Raw genomic sequence first — 16005 nt, 5'->3', positions numbered from 1 at the left:
TGGTTAGGGCGGATAGTGTATGGGATTTTATTTGCCCTCTTGTTCATCTCCGCAGCATTTTTCTAGCTTCTGTATGGCTTGGTGTTGTGTTAAAAATACCTCACCAGTGAGAGTGTTAAGTAGCTGCGAGCCTTTTAATTTGTCCATGACAGGCCCTTTCACTTCCGATAGATGTAACTTCACCCCAGAGTCTGCTAAGCGGACGACGATTTTTTCTAAGCTTTGCATTGCACTGGCATCGATCATGTTCACAGCGTTACACATTAAGATTAAATGTTTAATGTCGGTATTTTGCGAAACGATGGTTTGTAGTCGGTCTTCTAATACGCGAGCGTTGGCAAAAAATAGATTCTCGTCGATGCGAATGGTCAGAATATGAGGGTGCTTTTCGACCGCAAAACGCTGTTCGTTACGGAAGTGCTCTGTTCCCGGCACGCGGCCGACAATGGCAATATGAGGATGGCTTGTGTGCCAAAGAAAGAACAAGAGTGATAACACCACACCCGCAATTAAGCCCGTTTCCATACCACCAAACAGCACAACGAAAAACGTCACCAATAAAAGAATGGCTTCTTTTTTAGAAAATCGCCAAAGGTGTTTTGCATCCTCTAAGCTAATCAGCTTTAACATCGAGATGGAGATAATGGCGGACAAAATCGCTGTCGGTAAGTAATAAAACAGCGGCGTTAAGAAGAGTAAGGTTAACAGAATCAATAACGCAGAAATAATCCCTGTCATCGGGCTCTTCGCCCCAGATTCTGCATTTAGTACTGTGCGTGAAAAGCCACCCGTGACGGGGAAGGCTCCGCACAGAGCCGAGCCAATATTCGCCATCCCAAGGCCCATTAACTCTTGATTCGGATCGATGTCTTGACGATATTTCGCTGCGTAGGTTTGGGCGACTGATACTGAGCCGACAAAGCCGACAATACTGATCAAAAACGCACTGGGGAGCAGCTCCTTAAGCATGCTGATATTCACTGCACTGACTTTGAGAGTGGGAATAGAGCTTGGTACCGCGCCAATAATGCTGACGCCTAATCGATCTAAAGAAAAAGCACCGACGGCAATCGTTGTACCAGCCACCACCAATATAGAGCCTGACTTACCAAAAAGCTGAACGGTTTTAGGAGAACAGCCAAGGGATTTCAGCAAGGAAGGGAAATACCGCTTCATCAGTACCAAAGAGGCAATAGAAGCAATGCTTAACACGAGTGTTGGAATATTTGTATTGTGAAGATGTTTAGCTAGGCTGCTTACGAGTGGAATGAGAGTATCGCCATAGGCATGAATACCAAGTAGATGTTTTACTTGCCCCAAGATGATTAACAGTGCGGAGGCACTAATAAAGCCTGAAATTACCGGGTGGCTCAGTAAGTTGGTTAAAAAGCCTAGTCGCAATATGCTCAATATTAATAACATCGTGCCTGATAACAATGCTAGTAAAATGGCGATCGTGGCGTATTGATCTGTCCCGACGGTTGCAAAAGGCAATACGGCGGATGCCGTCATGACCGAGGTGATGGCAACGGGTCCAACCGCTAAGATGCGGCTCGTGCCAAAAAGGGAATACAAAATAGAGGGCAAAATGCTGGCATACAATCCAGTGATCGCAGGTAGGCCAGCTAGCATGGCATACGCCAAGCTTTGTGGAATGACCATAATGGTAAAGATAATGCTGGCAATCGTATCAGCCTGCATATCTGCCGCTTTATAAGTCTTCAACCATTGCCAGGCGGGAAGTAATCGAACAAGTGTATTATTTTTCACAAAAAATATCCTTTATGGCAACGAGTGCCCTTTTTTCACACTGCCTTTTTCATCAGCATTCCACACTACTGTGGGATGATGTCTTTAGGCAGATTGATCGGGATTTTTAAATAACCTATACCATTGCTTTCCTGGGGAGGCATATTGCCCGCACGCATATTGACTTGCACACTTGGCCAGATCAGTTTTGGCATATTGAGAGTGGCATCTTTTTGTTGACGCATCGTGCAAAACTCTTCCTCGGTAATCCCAGAGTGAATATGCAGATTATAGCTTTTTTGCTCAGCAACGCTTGTTTCCCAAACATACTCATGGCGGTTAGGGGCTTTGTAGTCATGGCATAAAAAGAGTCTTGTTGTATCAGGAAGGCTGAAAATCTTTTGAATAGACTGATATAAAACACGAGCATCGCCACCTGGAAAGTCACATCGTGCCGTGCCGTAATCGGGCATAAAGAGCGTATCGCCAATAAAGGCGGCATCGCCGATTAAATAGGTCACACAAGCCGGTGTGTGGCCAGGCGTGTGCAGTACACGAATAGAATCTTGACCAAATGGAAGCATGCTGGACTCGTTAACGAGAAGGTCAAACTGCGAGCCATCATGGGCAAAGCTATCATCGGTATTTAATAGCTTAGAAAAAGTGCTCTGTACTTGGGATATGTGCTCGCCAATAACGGTTTTGCCCCCCAGTTGCTCTTTTAAATAAGAGGCGGCAGAAAAATGATCCGCATGGACATGGGTTTCTAAAATGTATGCTAGCGTAAGGTTTTTGCCTTTTATGAACGCAATGATTTTATCCGCATTGAGTGTGCTTGTATGGCCTGATGCTGGATCAAAATCCAAGACGGAATCGATGATGACACAGGTTTGCTGATGACGGTCTTCAACGACATAAGAAGCGGTAAAAGTGGTCTCATCAAAAAAAGCCGTAATGGTATGAGCGGAAGAGGGCATGCCTGTTTGCCTTTTTAAATATAAAGTTATTCTATAATGTTATATAAGGTTTGATAGTTAGTAAAGGGGCCGTTTGTTTAGTGTTACCCTTGAAATGAGTTGCTGGAATAAATGGCATGATTTCTCGGACGACAAGGGGAAAATTTGTTAATCTAATGAGTCGTTCCCATCACGAAGGAAGAAGGTTGTGTCGCAAGAATTTGAAGTCGTTTCCTCTTATGCTCCCGCTGGTGATCAGCCAAAAGCCATTGCAAAATTAGTACAAGGGGTTGAGGCTGGCCTTGCCCATCAAACACTATTGGGGGTGACTGGGTCGGGTAAAACTTACACCATTGCCAATGTGATTTCGCAAGTTAAGCGACCAACCATTGTTATGGCACACAACAAAACCTTAGCCGCCCAACTGTATGGCGAATTTAAAGAGTTCTTCCCGAATAATGCCGTCGAGTACTTTGTTTCTTATTATGACTATTATCAGCCAGAAGCCTATGTAGCAGCGTCTGATACCTTTATTGAGAAAGACGCCTCAGTCAATGAGCACATCGAGCAGATGCGCTTATCGGCCACCAAAGCCCTGTTAGAACGGGAAGACGTTATCATCGTGGCAACCGTCTCAGCGATATACGGTTTGGGGGACCCACAATCTTATTTAAAAATGATGCTGCACCTCGATCGTGGTGATCGTATCGACCAACGGGCTGTACTACGCCGTTTGGCAGAATTGCAATATAGTCGCAACGATATGGTGTTTGAGCGCGGTAACTTTCGTGTGCGAGGCGATGTGATCGATGTGTTTCCGGCCGACTCCGAAGACACCGCCATACGCATCGAATTATTTGATGACGAAGTGGATAACTTATCTATGTTTGATCCACTCACGAACAAAACGATTCGCAAAGTACCACGGGTGACGATCTATCCGAAAACCCACTATGTGACACCGCGCGAAACAGTAGAAAATGCCATTGCACGTATTAAAGTGGAGCTCGATCAACGACTAGAGCAGCTTAAGTCCATGAACAAACTGGTCGAATTACAGCGCTTAGAACAACGCACGCGATACGACTTAGAAATGATGCAAGAGCTAGGCTACTGTTCAGGCATTGAGAACTACTCACGCTATTTATCTGGCCGAGAAGAAGGCTCACCACCGCCAACTTTATTTGATTACCTCCCCGCGAATGCGCTATTGGTCATTGACGAATCCCATGTGACCGTACCGCAGATCGGTGCCATGTACAAAGGTGACCGATCACGGAAAGAGAACTTAGTGGAATATGGATTCCGCTTGCCCTCAGCTCTCGATAATCGCCCCATGCGTTTTGAAGAGTGGGAACAAATTAAACCACAAACGATCTTTGTCTCCGCGACACCTGGAAAATACGAAGAAGAGCATCAGGATTGGGTCGTTGAACAAATTGTTCGCCCAACCGGCTTGATTGACCCGATTTTAGAAGTGCGTCCTGTTGCTACACAAGTGGATGATTTGCTCTCGGAAATCAACAAGCGTGCTCCCATTGGTGAGCGTGTGTTAGTCACCACCTTGACCAAACGCATGGCCGAGGATTTAACCGATTACCTCAACGATCATGGTGTACGCGTTCGCTATTTGCATTCGGATATCGATACCGTAGAGCGTGTTGAAATTATTCGGGATCTACGTTTAGGAGAATTCGACGTATTGGTGGGGATCAACCTATTGCGAGAAGGGCTTGATATTCCTGAGGTCAGTCTGGTGGCCATTTTGGATGCCGATAAAGAAGGCTTCCTGCGCTCAGAACGCTCCTTAATTCAGACCATTGGTCGAGCCGCCCGTAACGTGAAAGGGATGGCGATTTTGTATGCGGATCGTATTACCGGTTCCATGGAGCGCGCTATTAGCGAAACCAACCGCCGTCGAGTCACCCAAGAAGCCTTTAATACAGAGCATGGCATTGTACCAAAAGGGATTACCAAGTCCGTAGAAGATATTCTCGAAGGTGCTTACAACCCCGGCGCAGGGAAAGGCCGTGGTAAACAAACCAAGAAAGTGGCAGAAACTGCCAAAGATTATCAAGTTGAAAGCATGGAAGATGTGGCGCAAGTTCGTAAAGCCATAGTACAACTGCAAAAAGAAATGATCGTCGCCTCAGAAGAGCTTAAATTTGAATTGGCGGCGGGTTATCGCGATCAAATCCGTCAATTACAGAAAAAGCTGAAAGACGTGGGCGAAGGCTAAGTAAGACCAGCTTGTCGCCTCTATTTATCTGAGTAAAATAACATCAATCTGATGGCGCAAATAACAGTAACAACAAAAGAGGAAATGGGGTATGGCGATAACATTAAGAAACTACAATATCGTTCGTGTGATCGACAACGGCGTTATCGTCAATTGCACAGTCATCAACATGTTCTACGACTACGTTACGGTTAAATTTAAAGGCCAAGAATACAAAGTGCCTTACCATTTAATTGACGAAGTGGTCGGCCACGAACTACTGATCCCAGCCTAGTTTGTTTGTAAAAACAAAGATTTAAAAAAAATGAAACAAACCCTTGTCAAACCAAAAAGGCTGGGTATAATAGCCAACACTTTTTAGGACTATAGCTCAGTTGGTTAGAGCGCTACCTTGACATGGTAGAGGTCAGCAGTTCGAATCTGCTTAGTCCTACCAAAATTTATACTTACTACTCAGTAAGTTACGAAAGCCGAACCCAGTGTTCGGCTTTTTTGTATCTGATTTTGGCCCATTTTTGTCCCACCTTTGGCCCATTTGTATCCTATTCCTCAAAAATGTAGCAAAATGCATGACCTTTACAGTATAGTTGGTCATGATTATTTTTGTTTAGTTGGTGCCGAATTTCTATTTGTATCGCTATATCTATAAGAAGATGATTAAGACAATACCTACTTTAAATCAAATTTTTGTTTAAAGGCTCTATATGGATTTTAATAGTCTTTTAAGTACGCTATCTCGTTCTTCTGCTCAAGCTGTTTCAACTTTGTCTAAAGCATCAGGTGAAATTGAAGAGTTCAAGAATTATCTCTATGTTGAAACTGAAATAGAGAGAAAACTCATAGAAACACTTGAATCTAACGTTGACGCTAAAAAAATAATTTTTTTATGTGGCTCAAGCGGTGATGGTAAGTCTGAATTATTGCGTCGTAATTATGCAAATTACTCTTCAACTTATAAGTTTCACTTGGATGCGACCCATAGTTTTAAACCCGACCAAAGTGCAATTGAAGCGTTAGATGAATTATTTGATCATCATCAATTAGCAGGTATGCCTCTTATTGTAGGTATAAATATTGGTATGATGTTTAACTACTACAACTCTGGTGCTGAGCGTCATAATGGTGTGAAAGATGCGATTGGTCAGTTTATAGCTGGTCAACGTGAAGTCGGCCAGTATTCTTTTTTAAGTTTTGAAGATTATCCAAAGTTTAGCTTAAAAGAGGGTGAAGTAGGTTCTTCTTTCGTTAAGCAGTTATTTTCTAAAGTCACTTCAGCTTCAATGGATAACCCACTTTATCGAGCTTACCTAAACGACGTCGATAAACATCATAAACTAATCTTTCAAAACTACCTAATTCTTCAAGAAGAAAGTGTTCAAGAGCTTGTAATAAAACTCTTGTTGCATGCTAGATTGAAATTCGATCAGTTTTTTTCCTCTCGATCATTACTCGATTTTATTTATCATCTTATCGCTGGTGGTTCATCGATTTTCGATAATTTCTTTGCATCTAAGACTAGCGGTTTAGCATCAACGTTTACGTCCTTTGACCCATGTTTAACTCGATCTAAACGAGTCGATGAGTTTGTGGTTCAACAGTCGCTCAAAGTGGAGGATGTTCACTTTGAGGCTTTTAAAACAGCCTTTATAGAACTTTATCAAACAGGTTTCGAAGTCTATTCGGCCTCAACATGGGTGCGTGCGTTTTACCTTTTGGGTGATGTAGATATAGGTAATAATTATCATCACGGTTTTGCTCAGGATTTTAGTCAGCCAATTTTTGATGAATACATCCGAGTATGGCAGTTACACAATTCTAATGCTGATCCTAAAGTGTTACGAGAATTTTATGATAAGACTCTTATCGCCAGTTTAATTAAATTTGCAAATCGATTAGTACCAAAAATCGTTACTAATGGTATTTATATTGGAGAGCGTAATGGCGTTTTTTTATCTGCAGATGTAAAAATTAGACTTGATACCAAACGGGTTGCATCAGCCAATGATGGTAGGGTTCATTTCTTTAATGCAACAGTTAAAGTAGATGACAAGACGATACAAGCTTTCCCTGTAAACATTTCTTTTCTGGAGTTAGCTGAAAGGATTTTGGGGGGATATCGGCCTAACCGACATGATAAAAATTCAGTCGTTATTTTAGAAGAAGTTTTAGAAGAGATTGTAAGTATTTCTGGGCAAACTGATACGCTTCACTTCCATATTATCAATAATAGTGCTCATTGGTCGTTAACTCAGGAAGAAGACGAATATATTGTAGAGGCACTGCACTAATGAGTATTCAAGAAAATTTATTAGCTCTTCGAGGGCAAGCTATCAAAGATAGAAATTTCGTAAATTACTATCTAACATTTCGTCAGCAGCGTAGTAATAGAGTAAGCGATATAGACTCATTGTCAATTGCAGGGTATTTGATTTCTATTGCTACTGGCAAAAATATAAAGCCAAAGAGAAGCCTCACTCACTTTATTGATGCATGTCAAACAAGGTTAAGTAGTAAAATTGGTAATGAGCAATTTGAAAGTCTCCTAAGTAAAATGTATTTTGAAAATGATGCTAAGGGTCTTTATCAGTCATCACCCAACTTCCTTTTGTTTAAAAATCATATTGAAGGGTCAGTGAACACAAAGCATGTAAGTTCAGTTCTAGGAAGTATGATAGATGAGCATACACGTAAATTGAGCATCACTTCTCAAGGTTGCAATTTTTTAGAGTCGGAGCTTTTAGATGAATTGTCGAACTTTTTAATTGAAAAGCATTATGTTAGTAACGTAGAAAATTACCTTCCGTTTCTATCTGATGTTTTCTCAAAAGATTTTGAGTTCTTATGCCGCTATCCGAACTATTTTATGCAAAATACAACTGCGTTTTTAAGCTTATATAACTTTCTATACAGTTCTCAGCTAGCATTAAATATACGTAATTGGCGTTTGTTGCCTAGCAGCAAGCCATTATTCTTCATTCTTGATACAGAGCGAGCAAGTAGTGAGCGAACGAATGTTCGTGATGCACTACCTTCGTTACTAGACAGGGTAGCTGATCTATTTCCAACTTTATCCGCTTTGGAATACCTCAATCAGCCAGATGCAAAAGACCCTGATACTTTAAGTAAATATCCTTTGTGGCGTTTTTATGAGTATCTTTTAAATTGTGAACCCGATGAGCAATCTGAGTATCTTGAAGTGTTGGTCTTGTTTCTAAATGCCTATCGAGGTGCTAGGAAAAGAGAACAATTGGCTAATACCCCTGCAAGCATAGAAGAAACCTTCGAAGCAATTATCAAAACAGCGGAGGAAGTTTTTTCCCAGCCTCGCTCGAATCAATTAACTGTTAACAAAAAAGTGGTTTTAGCTTTTGAAAATGAAGTCGCTAGACATTTTATCCAGAACCGCCGGAGAGGTGGCCGAGTCTTAATAATGAATCAAGACTATTTGCTTATGCTTACTAATATAGCTATTGGCAATGAAGAAAAAATTCAGTTACAGCAATTGGTTGAAGAGTTCAAAAAGCGTGGTGTATGGTTTGATCAACAATCTCAGCAGGCCTTAATAGAGTTTTACGAGCGAGTAGGAAATCTCGATCGCATGAGTGACAGTGGAGATGCAGTCTATGTCCGAAAAACAATTTGAGAATTTTTTAGTTGAAAACCTAAAGACATGGCTAAAAGGTAAGGCCTCAGCAGGTGAACGATTTCAATTTCGTTCAATTGACCCTGATAATACTTTAAAACTACTCTCCGCACTTCATAGTCTGGCTAGTGGGCACATTTACGATAATGAACAAAAATTATCGTATTTACTGATTGATGATGTGAAGGTGATTATTGCGGGTCATGCTGAAGTGGGCACAGTTGATCAAGGCTGCTACTCAGAAAATTATTTGGCAAAGCTAAGAGATAGTGTTGTCGATGATTCAAACAGTTTAGTTATGGTGCACAACAGTTCGCTCGACACAATTACTAATAGTACCTTGGATCTTGCGCAAGTTGAGGCTATTTGGTCGGTAGAATCCATAAAAGAGCGTCTCTATAGTTTGATTGACGACGAATCTGACAATCATATTACCTCTCGATGTTTGCTAGATATTCAATCAAAAATGATTGCTTCAGATAGCGCAAGTATTTTTGGCTACCGTAGTTTGTATGAGTCAATGATAGATGGTGAACTTCGCTTTGATGAATTAGGTCTATTTAATGATCCTGTTCTTACGCAGAATTGGCAAAGCAGTAGTGAAAATCTCAATAAGAACCAGGTTGAGCGACGCATTGAAGAAAATAAAAAATTGAGATCAGAAATCGAGTTTGAAGTGGAGCATTATCCGGCAGAATTAGAAGATAGAATGACTCTGTTTGGTAGTAGCTTCATAAAGAAAAATTTTATCGATTCTGAAAATTGGAAAGAGTTGTCTTTTGATCAATATAGCGCAGAGATAGACAAGCAAAAAAAGCAAAATTTAGAGTTTGACCAATTTGAATGTGAAGGTTGCTCTCTTGAATATCGAAGTAAAAAAGAAGCTGGATCTGGCTTACGTGATGTTCATCTACTTATACAAACACCTATTGGAACTAACAAGTTCGAAGTTGATATTAAGTTTTCAGGCGATACTACACAAAAGCAAGAGTTTGAAATACAGCCAAAAAAAATAGCAGACTCGATTGAATTAATTCATCGCCCAAGATCTAAAAAGACAACTTTAACAGTAATTGGTCAGACTTCAGAGCAGCCAATTTTTTTCACTATTAGTTTAAAGCGGCAATTAAGTGCAGAAAACTATAAATTCCATTGCGTGGTACTGCCTAAATCCGCATTTTATTTGGACGATGTATTTAATCAATTTCTTGTAAGAACGTCTAAAGGCGGTGCATTAATTCTACAAGCTGAACAGCAAACGTTGAAGGTTAGTGCAGATGTATTCGAGCAGCACAGTTTGCAGGATAGTGGTGAGCTAATAGACGTAAACACTATAGGTATAGTTAATTTTCAGCAGCTTTACGACGAATCCGATGAGGTTCGATTTACTTTAAAAAATGGCGCTTCACAGCTACAAGTAATAGTAGAAGGAGAATCAGCGAAAGAGCCACTAATTCTTCCATTATTTATGGATGTCCGTCGTACTAAAAAGTTATTCCATGATGATTACTTTGCTTCATATAAGTCATCTAAAGATTCTGTCATCCTTGATAATCAGGAAACTAAGCAGCTCTTCTTAAGACAGCAATTACTTAAAGCTGAGTGGTCTGTCATTGACCAGGAAGTCATTGATTGGAATAGTGAAACTCAAACGGGGATTCCAATCGTTGAGCTTGAACAACATGGACTTACAGACCTCTATCAACATTACTCTGCTTTTTTGAAGTTTTTTAAAGAAGGCAAACGCAAAACCTTGCCGTCTTTGGAAGGGTGGGGGCCAAAAGCTGTACTGCTTGGTCAAAATTATATTTATGCTTACTTGGATTATGTCGAGTCTCTTCCAGTAGATAGTAATCTTGATGACACGGCAAAGCTGGTAATGAGAATTGGTACAGCTAATCTAAAAGACCCTTTAGATGGTCGCATTAAGCAGTACCTCATGCCATTTCATCCTCTGGTACTTTCTTACACCCTTCACTTAATAGAAAGTATTTTGATGGATGGTGAAGATCTAAGCTTTAAAACGCTTGCGCCTGTAACCCTTAAAAGGCTCAATGCTCGCGGCCTAGTGCCGCATTTATTTGATCACAGCCAAGGGTATAGCTATACACAGGTCGTTGATGAAAATCCTATGTGGATTGAAATCGTTCCACGCGAAGAAAGTAGCTTTGATTATATTACTAAGCTGGTTAAGACCAAGATTGAAGAGTTTACAAGTACCTTTAAACAGCTTTTTAGTACGGTGCCGACAGCGCCGATTTTAGTCAATTCAGTTAATAACGCTGATAATCGCGAGCTTTTTGAAGGCATTCTTGCTTATTACATGGAGTATTTAGAAGATGCCCGTTATATACAGGTTAACTTGTATGACGATGACGAGTTAGAAACAGAGTTTGATATCTTTGCAGAAATGGGAAGCTATGATGATATCAAAGAGAGGTATGGACTAGAAAAGGGTGCTGCTAAGCGTAATACCGATACGATTGTAGATGTATTAAGAACTCGTTTATCGTTTAGTAAATACCAACATCAGAATGTCACTGAACAAGATTATGCGCACCTAACTTTCTTTAAGAATAATCAGGTTGTAGATGCACGAGATAATAACATTGATAAGCATATCAGTAGTGTTGCTTGTGGAGGCTTGTTAAACGGTGAATCATCTCGTTCTGAAAACAATAATGCTTATTTTACTGCCTTTGGTTTAAAAGGTGTCGATTATGATGATAAGCCGCATTTGAAAATAGCTCGATATTTTGGACTTCTATGGCGTCCTGCTCATCGAAGTAATGACAGTTATCACGAGCGTTCTGCAATTAGTTTAGCGGTAAGCGATAAAGTAAAAACACAGTTAGAGCGTTCTTACGATAGTTCTGTATGGACAACTATTATTGATCCAAAAGTGACTCTCGATTTCTTTCAATCAAGCCAAGATGTCATTCTCATTCATTACTCAGACCAATATACAAGTTCATCGGGATATGATGCGATCACAGTGACCAAACAATCACAGCTTTATAAAAACGTATTAGGTGCAAAGGGGGAAAGTCTAATACGTGAATTTAATGCTTTCAATGGCGAGTGGCTGTTGCAAATGGTAAATGATGAAGTCACAGAAAAGTTGGGTAAGAAAGGGGTTATTGCTTCCTATAAAGTGGTCAATGCCATGCTGTCCCAGTCTGATATCTGTTGGGTGCCATTATCTGTTGCTGAAATGATTCGGGTAGCGGGGAACATAGGCTTAGCGATGTCAGATTCAGACTTTGCACGTCATAATTCGGGTATTAAAAAAGGCGCTATATCAGACGATATACTCTTTGCCGGCTTCAAAGGGGACTCTTTGTACTTACTACCGGTTGAGGCCAAAGCAGGGAGTCGTCCGAATTATGACAAAGCCAGAGAGCAGGCACTAGAGCTTAAACGTTATATGGAAGAAATGCTTGGACAGCAAAACCTAGCAGGTAAGCTGTATCGTGGGTTATTTGTAAGACAGGTGTTGCTCCAAGTGGAAAAGTACCAGCTTTATAAAGTATTTGAAGACAACTACTTTAATCCGTTTGAAGAAGATCGGGTAGTTTGGTTGGAAGGGGACTATCAAATAGGACAATTGGCTAATTACCCATCTGGAATTGTAGTTGCTCACAATAACTCAGACAGTTGTTTATCTGAACGATACGAGGTTAAGCACACAGTACTCGAACATATTTCAGGTGATGTTCTAGAGATTGATATTCCGTTTTTTAGGATGGACAATTTGGTGCACAGTGCATATCAAGAGTTAGAAAATAAGATAGTAAACGAAAACCTATTGTGTGTTCCTGAAGAGTATATGCTCAAGCCTAATATGGAAAGGGAATTGGCAAAAGAATCGATACAGACTGCGGATGCTATGGACGACATAATAGGTGAGAAAGATACTCCGCATATTTCAGCTTCTGAGCTAAAAACTGAAGCTATTTTTAATCACGAAATGGATGCAATCGCTAATGATCCGCTAAAAATTACATTTGGAACAGATATCGCAACTCAAACACCAGTGATTTGGGAGCCCACCAATACTGAGAAACTTTTTAACACTAATACAGGTATTATTGGAACAATGGGGACAGGTAAAACCCAATTTACCAAATCTGTAGTTACGCAGTTAGTACGTAATCAGCACAAGAATGTTGGTGGAAAGCCTTTTGGTATTCTGATTTTCGATTATAAAGCTGATTATGTAAAAGACGATTTTGTAGAGGCGACAGGGGCTAAGGTTTATGATCTTTTCCATTTACCCTTCAATCCATTTGCAATATTCGGAAGCAGACCCATGCAACCCATGCATACAGCCAACCTGTTTCGTACAACCGTTTCCAAAGCTTTTAACTTAGGCACCAAGCAACAAAATAAAGTGCGTACGCTAGTGACTGATGCATACGAGGCTGCTGGTATTAAGGCCCAAGATAAAACGACGTGGGGAAAACTTGCGCCGACGTTAGCTGATGTTTGGTCTGTGTTTCAAAGTCAAGAAAAGGTCGAGCAAGACTCCCTCTATGCTGCATTGGATGACCTCATTAGCTTTGAGATTTTTGAGCCTGATAGCAGTAAAACACAGTCGTTGTATGACTTAATAGATGGCGTTACCGTAATTAATCTATCTGGTTATGATGAAAGTATACAAAATCTGGTTGTGGCGCTAACACTAGACCTGTTCTATACGCAAATGCATCAGCATGGTAGCTCCGTACTTGATGGTGAGTACCGTCAAATATCTAAGATGATCTTGGTAGATGAAGCTGATAACTTTATGTCCCAAGACTTCGATAGCCTGAAGAAAATTCTTAAAGAAGGTCGTGAGTTTGGGGTAGGCACGATCTTATCAACTCAAGAACTGACTCACTTTAAAACAGGCGATAATGACTACTCCACATTAATACTCTCATGGATTATTCATCAAGTGGCAAATATAAAATCACAAGAAATAAAAGCTATTTTCAACACACAGAATAAACAAGATGAAGAAGGGTTTATGTCTGAGATACGTAAACTTGAGAAACATTGTAGCTTATGTGTGGATGGTAAAAAGAAAGTCTTTAAAATTAAAGATTTAGCATTTTGGGAGATTGTCATTTGATAGACTTTTTTTATGTTTACATTTTTTTTGTGGTACTTTCTGTTTTTTATCATACAGGATTCTGGACGGTGATTATTCATGCTGTTTCGAATTATTCTGATTACCTGGTTTTAAGAAACTATGTGGTTAAAGAAATTTTTCCAGCAATTTTAAATATAAAGGTGATTTCATTTTTTAGTATATCAATTATTTTCATAGGGGGAGGTGGTATTTGGTTGCCTTGGGTAAGAGATGAACAAATAAACTCTTATTTTCCAGGTTCAAATGTTTTTACTTTTTCTATGGCTTTACTTGGGTCTTTAATATGTAAGAAGCTTTTTTTCTCTGCTAAAGTAGTAAACGAATTGCTAGAGATGTTTAAAAGTGATGATCCTAGAAGCAATATAGATAATAGAGTTCGCGATTTGAAAAAAGAAACGATTGTCTCTGCATGGGGGATGATTTTTGGTGTAATCTCATTGATATTAGTTATTGTGTCATATGCAAATTACTATGATGAAGACTCTATTTATGGAGTTCTAGGGCTATTTTTTTCTCTTATTATATATATATTTTCTGAAACACCAATAATAGAAAGAGACTCTAGAGTTCCTAAAGGGTCTCAAAATTCAAACTTAGATGATTTTATACCTCCAGATCTGTCTGACAGCAAAGAGATAGACTCTAATTTCTTCCAAGGTAAAGGTTAATTTTATGGAATACATAGAGGGAGCACTTGAATTCCCTGCACTCGAAGTAAAACAAGGTTTTGGTGTATTTTATGCTTGTTCTATCTCTGTCAGAATTTTACTAAATATTTGTGATTCTATCAAGTTAGAAGCCTTAGATGAGTATATTGATAATGACCCTTTAGATTTAACTCTTAGAAAGAACTATGGTACACAGCGAGAAATAGTAGCGAACCGTTCAGTTCAGATTAAAAAATATATTGAAACAGGTGTATCTGCATTTCCTAACTCTATAATATTAGGTGCTAATATAGGTCAAGATGGGTATCTACTAGAAAAAGATCAGTGGGGGTGGAGTTTTGAAAATAATAAAATCATTGTTAATAATGAGGCAATTAAAGCATCTATTATTGATGGTCAACATCGACTTTCTGGTTTCCGTCTACTCAAACATAATGATCCGATGTTAGATACTTTTTTACTTTGTTCTATTTATCTGGATATTCCTATTTCATATCACGCTCAAATTTTTTCAATAATTAATTCAACTCAAAGGAAGGTAAATAAGAATCTTATTTATCAGTTATATCAAATTGACTTAGATACTAAAAATCCTCAATTTTGGTCACCAGATGTTTTATGCGTTTATATGGCTCGAGGGCTGGCAAGTGATGATGGCTCAAGTTTAAAAAATAAAATAATCCTAGCCGTACAAGATGAGGAGGCTGAAGGATTACTTAAGATCACTAAAATTTCACTAGCTTCTGTTGTTGAGTCAATTATGAAGTTTATTTCATCAAAACCAGCTGAAGATAGAGAACGGTTTTATTCTAAAAATATGGAAACATATCAGAGAGAAAATTTGAATCGAGATTCTTCTATCTGGCGTGATTGCTACTTAAAATGTAATGATAAACTTATATATAATAGAGTTTTAAGTTTGGTTGATTTGTTCTATCGTGACTTAGATGAGAGTAGTATATATTTTAGTAGTATTGGTTTTTCTGCATTGTTCGATGCCTATCGAATTTTTTACACGAAGAGTATGTGTTCTTATGATGATGGTTTTAATGTTTTTAAAAAAGCATTTCATACGTACAGTATTAATACTCTAGATTTAGCAAAAAACTCTGCTTCAAAGGCAAAGCTTCGTGATTTAGTGCTATATAGTATAAAAAAAGACTGCGGTGATTATTTTCCAAGTTCTATTAATTTAAATGAAGCGGATTATGAAGGCTATGTTGCATGCAATTAAAAATACTGATGGTTTTTGCATATATTTAAAAGCTAGCGTTATAAAATAGAAAAAAGATTATTCTTTGTTTCAATTGACATAGCACCATCATCAATATGGCTCGCCCAGGCCTTGTAATAATCTTTCTCATCAAGGTTTGGGTACTTTTGCTTTAGTAGCATTTCAACCAAATTTACGTGGTCGCCTAGCCATGTGTACTTATCCAACTCGCGCTGTTTAAGTTCAATCTCTTCGCCTTTCCAAGTATGGCCACGTTCAATCGATGAAAAAAATGCTAAGCGCGCACCAATGTTTACTGTTAATCCTGTGTTGTTCTGCAGGCGGCGTAATGATGTAAAGGCTCTGTCGGAGATTTTCATTTTCTGTGGCAACATGTCTT

General features: G+C 39.3%; 10 protein-coding genes and 1 tRNA gene. 8 read left to right on the top strand and 3 right to left on the bottom strand.

Annotated elements, in window-relative coordinates; genetic code table 11:
• Positions 1 to 27 precede the first annotated feature (27 nt).
• On the bottom strand, positions 28 to 1770 hold the full coding sequence (locus AC0VYI_RS18240) for a SulP family inorganic anion transporter (RefSeq protein ID WP_475444679.1): 1743 nt from the start codon (positions 1768 to 1770) through the stop codon (positions 28 to 30).
• A gap of 65 nt (positions 1771 to 1835) precedes the next feature.
• Positions 1836 to 2726, bottom strand: coding sequence for an MBL fold metallo-hydrolase (locus tag AC0VYI_RS18235; protein ID WP_475444678.1), 891 nt, complete (start codon positions 2724 to 2726; stop codon positions 1836 to 1838).
• 187 nt (positions 2727 to 2913) lie between these two features.
• On the opposite strand from AC0VYI_RS18235, the gene uvrB reads away from it, so the two are divergent.
• The 8 genes from uvrB to AC0VYI_RS18195 all read left to right on the top strand — a co-directional run bounded on the left by uvrB (position 2914) and on the right by AC0VYI_RS18195 (position 15626).
• Complete coding sequence (uvrB, locus tag AC0VYI_RS18230) at positions 2914 to 4944, top strand: excinuclease ABC subunit UvrB (RefSeq protein ID WP_475444677.1); 2031 nt, start codon at positions 2914 to 2916, stop codon at positions 4942 to 4944.
• Positions 4945 to 5035: 91 nt separating this feature from the next.
• Complete coding sequence (locus AC0VYI_RS18225) at positions 5036 to 5218, top strand: hypothetical protein (protein WP_067014039.1); 183 nt, start codon at positions 5036 to 5038, stop codon at positions 5216 to 5218.
• Between the two features lie 85 nt (positions 5219 to 5303).
• Positions 5304 to 5380 (top strand) — tRNA-Val (locus AC0VYI_RS18220).
• A gap of 268 nt (positions 5381 to 5648) precedes the next feature.
• Entirely contained in the window at positions 5649 to 7232 is a 1584-nt protein-coding gene (dptF, locus tag AC0VYI_RS18215; protein WP_475444676.1) for a DNA phosphorothioation-dependent restriction protein DptF, read from the top strand.
• Complete coding sequence (gene dptG / locus AC0VYI_RS18210) at positions 7232 to 8587, top strand: DNA phosphorothioation-dependent restriction protein DptG (RefSeq protein WP_475444675.1); 1356 nt, start codon at positions 7232 to 7234, stop codon at positions 8585 to 8587. Before dptF ends, dptG begins: the two co-directional genes overlap by 1 nt.
• Positions 8568 to 13703: a DNA phosphorothioation-dependent restriction protein DptH gene (dptH, locus tag AC0VYI_RS18205; protein ID WP_475444674.1), complete on the top strand. Its 5136-nt coding sequence runs from the start codon at positions 8568 to 8570 to the stop codon at positions 13701 to 13703. Before dptG ends, dptH begins: the two co-directional genes overlap by 20 nt.
• Positions 13704 to 13825: 122 nt before the next feature.
• The gene (locus tag AC0VYI_RS18200; RefSeq protein ID WP_475444673.1) at positions 13826 to 14392 is read left to right on the top strand and encodes a hypothetical protein; all 567 of its coding nucleotides are present in this window, start codon (positions 13826 to 13828) and stop codon (positions 14390 to 14392) included.
• 4 nt (positions 14393 to 14396) lie between these two features.
• Entirely contained in the window at positions 14397 to 15626 is a 1230-nt protein-coding gene (locus tag AC0VYI_RS18195; RefSeq protein ID WP_475444672.1) for a DGQHR domain-containing protein, read from the top strand.
• 38 nt (positions 15627 to 15664) lie between these two features.
• Here AC0VYI_RS18195 and dndE read toward each other — a convergent pair whose 3' ends face one another.
• Positions 15665 to 16000, bottom strand: coding sequence for a DNA sulfur modification protein DndE (gene dndE, locus AC0VYI_RS18190; protein ID WP_475444671.1), 336 nt, complete (start codon positions 15998 to 16000; stop codon positions 15665 to 15667).
• Positions 16001 to 16005 lie beyond the last annotated feature (5 nt).

The sequence above is a fragment of the Marinomonas sp. 63XJN7_9_ISO-PGPR-S23-217 genome (genome assembly GCF_056173515.1).
This window is presented reverse-complemented; position numbering and strand designations above follow the sequence as displayed.